The organism is Candidatus Zixiibacteriota bacterium, assembly GCA_016933955.1.
Lineage (GTDB): Bacteria > Zixibacteria > MSB-5A5 > GN15 > PGXB01 > JAFGTT01.
This window is the reverse complement of sequence record JAFGTT010000026.1, coordinates 125,482-137,499: the sequence shown is the minus strand read 5'-3', so window position 1 is coordinate 137,499 and position 12,018 is coordinate 125,482. Positions and strand designations below refer to the sequence as shown.

General features: G+C 50.2%; 7 protein-coding genes. 1 reads left to right on the top strand and 6 read right to left on the bottom strand.

Annotated features, from left to right (window positions below):
- Window positions 1-545: 545 nt before the first annotated feature.
- The 6 genes from JXQ28_09015 to JXQ28_08990 all read right to left on the bottom strand — a co-directional run bounded on the left by JXQ28_09015 (window position 546) and on the right by JXQ28_08990 (window position 7,988).
- Window positions 546-1,235: a hypothetical protein gene (locus JXQ28_09015; protein MBN2277872.1), complete on the bottom strand. Its 690-nt coding sequence runs from the start codon at window positions 1,233-1,235 to the stop codon at window positions 546-548.
- Window positions 1,210-1,860 (bottom strand): L,D-transpeptidase, encoded by a 651-nt coding sequence (locus tag JXQ28_09010; GenBank protein MBN2277871.1) that lies wholly within the window; start codon window positions 1,858-1,860, stop codon window positions 1,210-1,212. The genes JXQ28_09015 and JXQ28_09010 overlap by 26 nt, the downstream gene beginning before the upstream one ends.
- Complete coding sequence (locus tag JXQ28_09005; protein MBN2277870.1) at window positions 1,857-2,966, bottom strand: L,D-transpeptidase family protein; 1,110 nt, start codon at window positions 2,964-2,966, stop codon at window positions 1,857-1,859. Before JXQ28_09005 ends, JXQ28_09010 begins: the two co-directional genes overlap by 4 nt.
- A 93-nt stretch (window positions 2,967-3,059) precedes the next feature.
- A complete protein-coding gene (locus tag JXQ28_09000) occupies window positions 3,060-3,653 on the bottom strand; it encodes a DUF4398 domain-containing protein (protein ID MBN2277869.1) in 594 nt (197 codons plus the stop codon).
- Between the two features lie 388 nt (window positions 3,654-4,041).
- Complete coding sequence (locus tag JXQ28_08995; GenBank protein MBN2277868.1) at window positions 4,042-5,970, bottom strand: DUF3857 domain-containing protein; 1,929 nt, start codon at window positions 5,968-5,970, stop codon at window positions 4,042-4,044.
- Window positions 5,967-7,988 (bottom strand): DUF3857 domain-containing transglutaminase family protein, encoded by a 2,022-nt coding sequence (locus JXQ28_08990; GenBank protein ID MBN2277867.1) that lies wholly within the window; start codon window positions 7,986-7,988, stop codon window positions 5,967-5,969. Before JXQ28_08990 ends, JXQ28_08995 begins: the two co-directional genes overlap by 4 nt.
- Before the next feature lie 301 nt (window positions 7,989-8,289).
- Here JXQ28_08990 and JXQ28_08985 point away from each other — a divergent pair, with 301 nt between their 5' ends.
- Window positions 8,290-12,015 carry a S8 family serine peptidase gene (locus tag JXQ28_08985; GenBank protein MBN2277866.1) on the top strand — a complete coding sequence of 1,242 codons (3,726 nt, stop codon included), beginning with the start codon at window positions 8,290-8,292 and terminating at the stop codon, window positions 12,013-12,015.
- Window positions 12,016-12,018: the final 3 nt, after the last annotated feature.

Here is a 12,018-nt window from a genome sequence, read left to right as displayed (position 1 = left end):
GCATTTATGCCGCAGGCGGAGACGGGGTGTGTTATCCAATCTGCTTCACACACCCCTGAATCCCCTCTCGAGAGGGGACTTTGGACGATATTGTGGACGGCAGTCTTGTAGATCGAAATCCCCTGTGGTTTCGACATATTATTTTATATCACGGGCATGGTGCCCCGCCTTTCAGGCGGGTTTCTGAATTTGTGATTTTCACCCCCCCACTTTCTCCACCGTTTCGCCCTTATTCCATCCCCCGTCCCGATTTATATGAAAACCAATTTACCCAAAGCAATTGCCGCCAAAAACATTTTTACTGATAAAACGAACCCATTTTATGGCATCCTCAATTATTACACCGTATAAAAAAATAATCCGCCGGATGAAACGAACCCATTTTCAAAAAACTACCGGGTGGCCCAGGTTTTTAGACCTGGGGTTTCTATTTTGCCAAATCGTAGCGGCTCGCCGTTTGGAAAAAAAACAAACGGATGGAACGAACCCATTTTGGTGCAAATAAAAGAGAGGATATGACTTATAATGAAAGGAGGGGGACAATGTTAAGGATAAATTAGAGCCGGTAAACCGGGGGCGGCCGCACGGTACAACGTGATCGCTTTCTCCGGCTCGATCTTGATAATAATCACCGCTTCCCCGAACGGCATCTGGAGAATTCGGCGCATCTCGGCCAGGGCATTTCGAATCCGGGACACCGGCGCCCCCTCGATATCGGTATGCACCTCGAGAGTGATATTGTTGCGCCAGTCAATCTGGAATCGTTTCGGGAGGTCGCGTTGAAGCAGTTCCGGTTTAACCCCGACCGCCTCGCTGACCAGCTCCAGGATGGAGTCCGGGGTTTGTTCGGCGGCTTCATACAGATGCCGGTCGTAAATCGCCCGCATCATCCGGGAGTTGTCACCCAGAAAACGGTCGATAAAGGCCTGCACCGCCGAGGAATCCTCTTCAAGGAAAACCATCGGGTAATCCCAGACCACCGCCCCCTGGAGTTTGAGCAGGAGTTTCTTGTGGCGCATGTCCAGCACCATGTAAAGTTGATCGGTTTCGGCCAGCCGCCGCTCGGATTGGAGATAGCGATACTCCAGATTGGCCTCGGCCCGGTTCCAGTCGCCGTTATCGGCGGAATCGGTTTCGGACTGCCGGTCATGGGTGCATCCGGACATCGCCATCACCAATCCACCGGTTGCCAGAATCAGTGTGACCGGTTTAAAAAATGTAGATATGTGTCCCATAACCAACCCGGTAATAGAGTTTTTTCAGATCATCGGAACCGACCCGGACACAACCATGGGTGACATTGATTCCCAGGAGGCGTTCATAGATGGTGCCGTGGATAAAATACCCGTCCCCGAACCCGATCGCATACTCACCCATCATCCGCGGGTCCAGCCGCTCGTCTTCATCGGTCGGTATCTGTTCATTATCCTCGATAAAAGCCCAGTCCGGTTTACGCCACCACGGATCCTCCAGTTTACTGTTGACCTTGAAAACACCGCGCGGCGTGTCGAAGGTCCAGTGCCGTCCCGAAACCGAATCGACCAATTCGCCGCCGCTCCCGGTCGAACACGAAGCATCGAACAGGACCGTATCGACCGTCCGCAGTTGAATCCGGTTGGCGTGGGTATCAATGACGATATATGGAGCTTTGGGTGTCAGCCGGGCCAGCGCGGCGCGGGCCTGCCTGAGTTCCTTTTTGGCCGTCGCCGGGTCATCGGACAGATCACGGATAGTCCTGACACTGTCGGCGGCGGTGATGGTATCCCGGTCCGTTTTAACCGCCGGCCGGGCCGCCAGACTCAGAACCGCCGCGGCGATCAGGAGGACCGGAACATGGATGAACAGGTATTTGTACTTCATGGCCATTGCTCCGAGCGACGGACAATTGTCACCGGGGTCCCCACCGAAGCCTGGGCCATCAGGAAATCCATCTCGCCATTGGTCAGGGCGACACAGCCGTCGGTCCAGTCCTGATTCTGACCGCCGTCGCCGTGGATTTCGATCAATCCCCCGATCCGAGCATGGTCGGCAATCACATTTTTCTTTTTGTTTTCGGCGAACCGTTTTTTGTCGTTCTGGTTGGGATAGTCGAGAAGGAGCGCCTTATAGTACTTACTACCGTTGTGTTTGGCCTGGATAATACGGTATTTCCCCTCGGGCGTGGCCCCGTCTCCGGCCAGATATTTCTGACGGGCCGAATTATAGCCCAACTCGCAGTCGAAAGTGCGGGTCAGTTTGCCGTTTTTAAGGAGGTACAACTTATGAGCGCTTTTATCGACAATGATAGCCGGGCTGCCGTTTTTTCTGGATTCGTCAACGGTTTCGCGCACCCAGCGGTTCCAGACCGCGGTTTTGCCGGCGGCATCGTTGGCATAATCATCCAGAATACGGCTGATCTGCGAAAGGGATTGATAACCATCGGCGACAGCTTTAACCGTTTCGCGGTACTGTCTGTCGCGATACAGTTTCTCGCTTATTTTGAGAGCCATTTCGGCTTTACTCCAGTGGCTTTCGGCATCATACATCACCAGCGAACCATCGAGCGCCTCCCGCCACGAAGTCAGTTGTTTTTTCAGCTGCTCGATTTCATTCCCGGCTTCGGCCTTCATGGCCTCAATTCGTTTTCGAGCTTTTTCCGCCGCCTCGCCGGCAATTTTGACGGTCAGGCTGAACAGGGAGTCGGCCTGGTGGTAATTGCGCAGCGGGGCCAGCCGCCCGTTCTGGCGGGCCATTTCCATCTGCCCCTCGCGAAGCATGTTCTGGGCTCGGCGAAAATCGGTTTCGGCATATTTAAGAGCCCCGGCCTCGGCCGCCTGCTGAACCTCAAAGCGGGCCTTTTCGAAAGAGGACTGAGGAGCATCCTGACATCCGGCCGCAAGAATCCCGACCAATGGAAGGATCATTAGCAATTGGTACAAGAGCAAAATATGATTTCTCACCTTCCGGGTGTTCATGCGAATAATCATTCCCCTATGCATACAATTAAATATGGACCGCTGATCGGGCGGTCCATATTTAAAATCACCGGATTCCTCCACCGGCAGAAATGGAATATCCCGTTAGCCTTTCTTTTTGGCCAGGGCCGCCTCGATCTGATTCATAACACCCCGGGCCTTATCACCGACCGCTTCGAGTTTGGCTTTGGCGGCCAGGAATTTCCCGGCATCAAAATCGGTTTTAGCTTCCTGCATACCGGTTGTGGCGGCGGCCAGGTCATTCTTGATCAACATAATATCGGCCTTGGTGCCCTTACCGGCCGGAGCTTTCTCCAGAGCCTGGGCGGCGGCGTCAACCACCGCTTGGGTCTGAGCCATCAAATTGACGACCAGTTGACGGGTATTTTCTTTTTCCCTCTCAGCATCGGAGACAGCCTTCTCGGCCAGTCTTTGAGCCGACAGGAACATTTCTTTGGATTTCCCATAGCCGCGGAAAAGTGAGAATTTGCTATCCTGCTCCTGCTTGGCGGCCATTGCGGCGTTCAGAGTATCCATGGCCATCTGATAAGACTGAGGAGCATACTGCTCGGCCTCAGCCATCCTGGCCGATTCAAGTGAGGCTTCGGAGTCTTTCATTTCGGTTTCCGGGGCTTTACTGCAACCGGTAACCAGTAGTAACGCGAGCGCCGCCATTAAGATTGACACGCGCTGGAACATATTATTTTTTCCTTTCTGCCGAATTTTCTTGATTGTTCAAAAAAAAATGCGCGAGTTCGGCAAACCCACACATAGCTTGTTTATCCTTAATTATTATTATACAAACCTAAAAAATACCGGCAAATAATTCTATCGTCCATCAATTGCGAGAATTTGACAATCCCTTTCAGCAGTTGTTCCAAAAATATTAATTCTGGCCCATTTTCTCTTTTGGCCTGATGATATTATACTAAACTTGGAATTATGTCAATAGAAATATATAGTTTTTAAATATATTCTTTTTTATGCAAGAGGGATCAAGTTGTCCCATGGCGTCAGCCCATGTTATTGCTGAACATTGCCTTACATGGATCGGGCGGATATTATGAATTAAACTCCGCCCGATTTTCTAATCTTCATCTGCCGCCAGATATATTACCCGGTTACGCTTATGGTTATTGGCCAGCAACAATTCCCTCAGCGCCGGCCACAGGTCGGAATCGAAGACAGCACTGGTGAAACTGAGTTCACGTATATATACGATTCTGTCATCTTTCTGAGTGACCGATATGGTCAATTGTCCGGCTTCATTGGTTACCGTTCTGGATTCGGGTAAATAAACCGGCTTGTAACCATTCAGATTGAGATGTATTTCAACTTTTTGATGCAGCAGACATTGAAACCGTACCGGTGATTGACGATTCTGATCATACAGCGCGATATCATCCGGAAGCATATTTGCGATCCCGAATGACGGATCATTAATGACCAGCGGGATTCGCTGATTATCATCCGGTTCGATTTTCGGCAGGGCGAATTCGAATCCGGTTGTTACATTAAACAAATCAAAGCGTTCCTGATTATGATTGATCAGATTGGCTTTGTCGAGAATACTCGAAATCAATTCACCGAGAAATGCCCCGGTTTCATCATGCAGACCACTCATCTGTCCATAAGGATTCAGGCCGTTATCTCCGGAAAGGAAACCGCTTCCGGTCACGGTATCCAGCCCGGCGTCCATATCCAGATCGATTCTGATGAAAATCTGGTTGGCTTCGGTGTCACCATTCAGCCGGATAGTCGGTATCTCATCGAAACCGGGTGACCAGGCGGTCCGGCTGTAAAGCCGCCCCAACCCTCGATAAAGAGCGCCATCGGAAGGATCGAAATACACTTCGAGATCGTCTCCCGAAATCCACAATCCGAGTCCGGCGAAACGGGCCAGGGTGGGAACATTTTCGTCAATATTGCCGAAACCGGTGCTGAGGAAAATGGGCCGGATTTTCAGACCCGCGCGTTGCATCAGGGCCGCGGCCAGAATGGCCCGATCAAGGCGATGACCGTATCCGGTATTGTATGTCACCACGGCGGGACGCGGTGAAAACTGCCAGAAGGATTCCGGGTAGTCGATATATCTGGTACGCTGATTGACGAATTCAGCCAGAAGCGATGCCTTTTCGTTTTCGGTCCGGGCATTCTCAATGGCGGAATCGACCTGCGCCTGGAGAGTACTGTCAAGAACGGCGGCAGGTTCGAAAGCGCCTTTGAAATAGTTACCGAGGGCAGTCCATGAGGTCCAGGTCGACCAGGAAAGATGCGGCGTGTAAGCAGCCGGATCGACCGCGGCCGGGCGTTTTCTGGCCGGCAGCGGTCCCATTTTCCACCAGTGATCGGTCAGACCGGTGTTAGGATCGGTTTTATTCTCATAAACGGCATCAACCGGAGCCTTAACCTGAGGGATAGCTCCCTCTTTAAGGCTCAGGCCGAACCATGACATGACACAGGGATCCTCTCGCTCAAACAACCATACCCCATCGGCTCCGCTTCGGAAAGGCCGTTTATCTTCGATGTAATAAGCCACTTCAATAATACAGGGCACCTCGATCCCATTATGCAGAAGCATCATCTCCCGCAGGTTGGTATAATCGTAAGCTGTTTCGACCTCCTCGGGAAGCGTTTCCACGATTCCGGTTTCTCCCGTTATCCACCAGGTGCTGTCATGCCAGGTACGGACCGTGACAACATGGTAGGTACAATTGGCATCATCATAAGGAATCCGATGATCCCCGTACTTGTTGATGGCCACGTCGGTGGCAATCCAGATAATACGATGAACATAAGTTGTCAGACGGCCGTCCTCGGACCAAGCCTGTCTTTGACCATCAAAAAGAATAACAGCATCTTCATCGGCAAGGTTGTACTGCTCGCGGGCGATTTTCATTAACTGACCGATATCCTGTTGTCCGGAGATCGACATCTGGGCTCTTGAAGATTCTGCGGTTAGGAGGGTAACCAGCAGCAAAATTGTAATAACAGAAAGCAGGTGAAGGATTCTCATCGGGCACCCCCTTTCTCGGCCCGGAAAACAGTGTCGTAGAAGTCATTCGCTCCCATAATTACCTTTCGGAAACCAGCATAACCATCGGGCGGAATCTGCCGTCTTCGAACCTCGGCTTTCTGGTTGATAACCAGTCCCTTTTTGGCCATGTCACTTGTGGCCATGAAAAAGGCATAGGTTTCATCCAGTGAATCACTTTTTGGCGGATCATTTACTTTATAACCAGATGGCAATTTAATGGTCTCGGTACCATCGAGAAGTTGATTGTTGTAGAGGAAAACATCGTCACGCCGCTCTTCGGGCCAATCGATCGAGCCGGCCTTGAAAAAGAACCAGCTTTTCCGAACCAGTTGCATCATAGGACTTTTAAATTCATAAACGCTGTCCACAATAAAGGCATATTCTGGGATACAATATTTGATTTTCCACCACATTGGTTTTTTAAAATCGAGAACATCTCCGCGCTGGAAGTCAAGAAGCTCGGCCTTTTCATCGATATGAGCCAGTTTATCGGCCAGGTTATGCTCCAGATCGGCCAGAGGATACCAGGCCTGAAGCCCCCTGAGATAATTATCCATGGCTCCGTTGCCGGTAATTTCGAATGTCCCTTCATAGGTTCCATCGGGCAGGATGGTGCCGAGGCTGGTTATATGTAACGGCGATTCCTCGGGCGGGCTGTAGGGAATTCGGCTCAATGATTCACCCCGCGGGGTACCGATCAGGAAATGCTGTTCGGTTTCGAATTTGCTCCATATATCGTTATCGAATGGTACCCAGGTCGGGTCATACATGACAAAACTACCGTCGCTTTTGCGGAGAGCCACCACGCAGTGATTGAACTGATCGGCCGGGATATCCTCGATCCGGCTGCCGGCCATGGTCATGGCGCCATAGGAATCGAGTCCGGCGGCCCGCATCATGGTAATCAACATTCCGGCGATATCCTTGCAGACTCCGCTACGCTGCTCGAAAATCATCGCCCCGGAATGAAGGGTATAACCCTCACCCGGACCCATGGTCTGGCCGCTGTAGCGAATGTTCTGGGCCACCCAGTGAACCAGTTCAAAGGCCTTCTGCTCATCGGTTCCATTGGCTACCCCGGCTTTCCGCAGGATTTCATCGACCTTGGCCTTGATAGCGTCAGTATATTCGAATTGTTTTTCGTTAATGTCAAAAAACCAGCGGCTTTTGGCCTCCCAGCTTTCGACCGTGGCCACCACGACTTTGGTTAAAATATCAGTATCATCGGGACGGCGTGGTTGTGGTTTCCAGGCGGGGACATCTGTATTCCACCAAGAATAAACGGTGGTATCCCCGATATATCCGGTATGGCTGTACAATGGGCCGTTGTAAACCTGAGAGTGCAGCCGTTTCGACGATGGGATTTTGAGGGTATATTTTTTTTCCACAATGGGAACGGTGGCCTCAAATGTCACAATATCGAAGTATTCGCCCGGCATGGGCGGAACATATTTGTTATCATCGGGTTCCGGGGAAGTATTATTATCCAGCAGGGCATAAGAGTACCCTTTACGAAAGATTTTTACTTCGATACCATCGTTGATTTGCAGGCGGGGCAACTGAAGCATCTTAATCCGATCACTCCAGTAAATGGCATGCTGGGGAGCGGGCAGGTCGATCACGTTTTCAATCGAGACCGGGATGGCGGAATCGCCGCGGATGATATTGACCTCGCGCACCTCAACATAACTGCTGAGCGGTTCATAATGCCAGTTAAGGACCGATTTCTCGGCACCGCCGGTTTCGGTGATGACTTTGTAAATTATATAATTATCGGAGAAAGTGACACCTTTATCGTTAATACGGTTGGTCATTTCATCGTAGACAATGATATAGTCAGCTTCCTCGAAGTCAGCGGTGTCGCCGGCATTATTGACCCGGTCGAAAACCGTCGGTGTCGGGCTGTCACCGGGTGGGAGATTGCCGGCAGACATATCCTGCGCCGGTGTGGCAGCGGCCAGCCAGGCAAAGGTAAACAAAAAAACAATGGTTTTCATACAGGCTCCGGAAAAAATATGTTGAACATCTAAAATTCTGTTACGTCAATATAATATCAGGTTCAGAGACCCGGTTAAAGAGGGGAAATTAACACATGTTGCCGGAATTATCAAGTTCTTTAATAGGTCATTCCGACCGGTTGGCCCGGATGAATGAGGACTTGTTAATATTGGGTTTATGCTTATATTTGAACGAAGAATATATTACAGCAGTGGAGACGCCATGCCTCCGAAAGAACAACCCTCTGTATCCTCACCAACACGGAGAACCGGGATAAACCACATTTGTCTAATGATGGCCATGAATATTAAACGACTTCCCATTTATCTGGCATCCCTGTTGTTATTTTTTCAGGTAGAGGCGGGCGGTTACATCAATAATCATTCTGCCAATGTGACCAAGCCACAGCGATTGATTGTTAAACTGAAACCGAATCCGGAGTTTAAACCGAGGGTAGGCAAACAGGGGGTAATCCTGACCGGACAGGCCGATCTGGATCGGCTTAACAACCGGTATGATATAAAATCGATGATACCGGTTTTTGGAAGCCGAAATCGACAATATAAAACCGAATTCCACAATGTATATTTAATTCCGGTCGCATCCGGGGTTGATATAAGTACCATGGTTAATGATTATACCGGTCTGGATGGGGTTGAGTATATCGAGCCGGATTATGAAGCGGAATTTTATCTCGATAGCGATGATCCTTTTATATCTCATCAGTGGGGTCTGGAAAACAATGGACAGGGGCATTACCATATTGACTGCCGCCCGGGATACGGGGATGATAAATTGATAATTTCCTACGGTTTGCCCGGGGCGGATATCAACGCCCGGGCGGTATTAGATAATCCTCCTGACGGTACCATAACAGCGGTGGTTGCCATAATAGATACGGGGGTAGATATTGATCATCCCGACCTGGAGGGCAGAATCTGGAATAATCCACGCGAAATTCCCGGAAACGATATTGATGATGATAATAATGGTTATGTCGATGATCTTTTCGGCTGGGATTTTTCGGCCAGTGATGAACCGCTGGAGATTGATCTGGAGGATAATGATCCTACCGATGAAAACGGCCATGGTACCCATTGCGCCGGAATTATCGCAGCCCAATCCGGCAATGGTCTCGGAGTGGCCGGGGTGGCTACCGACAGCCGGATAATGGCATTAAAAATTCTCCCGGTTCCGCTTACTTCGAAAATAGCCCGGGCCATAGTATATGCGGTGGATAACGGCGCGGATGTTATCAGCATGAGTTTCGGGTTTCCCTATCGCAGTTATTTAATTGAGGAAGCTCTTGGTTATGCCCGGTCAAGGGGTGTGATTAATCTGGCGGCTTCGGGTAATTCCGGGATTGAGGAGGCCAATTTTCCGGCCGCCTTTGAATCGGTAATAGCGGTCGGGGCGATTGATGATTCCGATCGCGTTACTGATTTTTCGACTTTCGGTAATCATCTTGATATCTGTGCCCCCGGCTTGTCGATTCTGTCGCTTCGGGCCGATTCGACCGATATGTACGACGATAGCGATCCCGGGGTGCATATTATTGCCGGGCAGTACTACTTGGCGTCGGGGACCAGTATGGCTTGCCCTATGGCGGCCGGGGTGGCGGCTGACCTGAGATCAAAATCGGCGGGCCTGACTCCGCAGAAAACAACAAAAATTCTTGAAAACACCGCCAGGGATTATATTGATCCATACGGAAACGGTGCCGATGAACCGGGCTGGGATAAATTCAGCGGGTATGGCTGTGTTGATCTCGCGGATGCTCTGGCGGCGGCGCCGAATATTCGGGCGCACATAAGTAATCCCCGGCCATATCAGATTGTAGCCGGAGATGCTGAAATTACCGGATATGCCGACGGCGATGATTTTAGTGAATATATCATTGAATATGGAACAGGGTACAATCCCGAATCATGGGAAGTTGTTACAACGTCCTTATCGCCGGTGACCGATGGTTCGCTTGGGGTATGGAATACTGCCGGACTCAAGGGTAATCACACCATTCGTTTGCAAGTTGGACAGGATAACATAGTCAGTCGCACGGTATTTGTGGCCAATGAAGCGGTAGCCAAAATTATCTTTCCGGCCGAAGAGGATACGGTCTCCAATATCCTGGACATTACGGCCGAGGCCTACAGCTCCGATTTTGCCTATCTCTTGTTGGAATATCGCCCGGAGGATGATGTCGATGGCTGGATTGAGATCAACCGGTCATCAATACCGGCATGTGATGACCCGATCGGTGACTGGATGGTGGAGGGGTTGCCCGGTGGCGATTATCACTTACGGGTGTCAATCTATTCAAAGAGTAAATTCGAAATCGCCGATGAAGTCAGGGTGCATGTCCGCTCAAATTTCAGCGGGGACGATGCCTGGAAAAGCGGTTTGAACGGGGCCGCCTCGATCATGGCCAATTATGGTGATATCGACGGTGATGGCCTTTCCGAAATAATCGTGGGGACCTCGAACGGGATAAAAATATTTAAACCCGATGGAACACCGGTTGAGAATCATATAGCCTCTCTTATACAGAATAATTTCCAGGTCCCGATTGCAGTGGGGAATCTTGATGGCGATGGGATCGATGATTTCGTGGCGCTTGGGAGCAATCCGGCGACTCTGTACGGATTCCTATCACAGGCGCCGGTATTTGAGCAACTGCTTGAGGATTCGATCCAGATCAATGGATTCTCCAACTCGGAACATGAATTCCCCCGTTTATTTCTATGCGACAACGATTATGATGGTTTTGATGAAATACAATTAACAGCAGTTGATGGTGTTTTTTCCGTTTCGCGAATTTTCGAGAGCGATGGGACTCTGGCGAAAACATTTATGTCGGCCTCGGAGTACCTGCCGGCTGATTTAAACGACGATGGTTTCTACGAATATTATGCCTACTTCGAAAACGACAGCACTCTCAGGCAATTCGATAAAAACGGTCATGTCATTAATACCTTCACTTATGATTTCAACGGATCGCCATTCCAGTGCGTCGGTCTGGCGGCGGTCAATATCGACAGTGATTACCGGCCGGAGCTGATTGCCTATGGTCTTCATACCGGGCAGGGGTACTGCCTGTACGCTTTCGATGACGGTCTCTATCTGAAGGCCGGCTGGCCGCATGATCTGGGAATCCATGATTACCTGGTACCGACCATGCCGATTTTTGGCGATCTGGACGGTGACGGTGTTTCTGAATACGTCAGCACCTGTTTTGATATAAGTGTCAGTTATGTTCATGTCTGGAGAATCGATGGAAGTTCTTTCATACCGGGGAATCCGGATGGTTTGTTCGCGACTATCCCGCGCCCGGGTGTACTCAACATGCCTATTCTGACGGATATAAATGGCGATGGTCAAATTGATATAGTCGTTTGCGCCAACGACGATCTTTTTTACACTTTCAAGGCCCAACGGATTTATGCCTGGAATACCTCGGGAGACCTGTTGCCCGGCTTTCCTTTTGTGACAGTTCCTCTGGTACCCTACGACTATACCAGCAGTTTCCGATTCACGCCCTCGCTTGGAGATTTAGATCGGGACGGGTATATTGATTTAATCATGCCGGCTTCGGATAGTACCGTAATCCGGGTCGGATTTGAGGGGATGAGTTTCGATAGTTGCCTGGTCCCGGCCCCGTTATGGAGATACAACCGGAAATTGAATAATATCCGGGAGAATATGGATTGCCCTCCCACCGGATTCGATGATTTTGAGGAACCGATACCGGATGATTTCAAGTTGTCACAGAATTTTCCCAACCCGTTCAATCCTTTCACGAATATCGATTTTACCGTTCCGACGGCAGACAGGGTGAAAGTGGTCGTGTACAACATTCTCGGGCGCGAGGTTAAAATCCTGACCGATCGAATTTATCCTCAGGGAGAGTACCGGCTTATGTGGGACGGCAGAGATGACAGCGGCAAAGAAGTGTCTTCGGGATTTTATTTTTACAGCCTGACTTCGGGTGATAAAACCGAAGCGCGGAAGATGCTGTTGCTCAAATAGGAA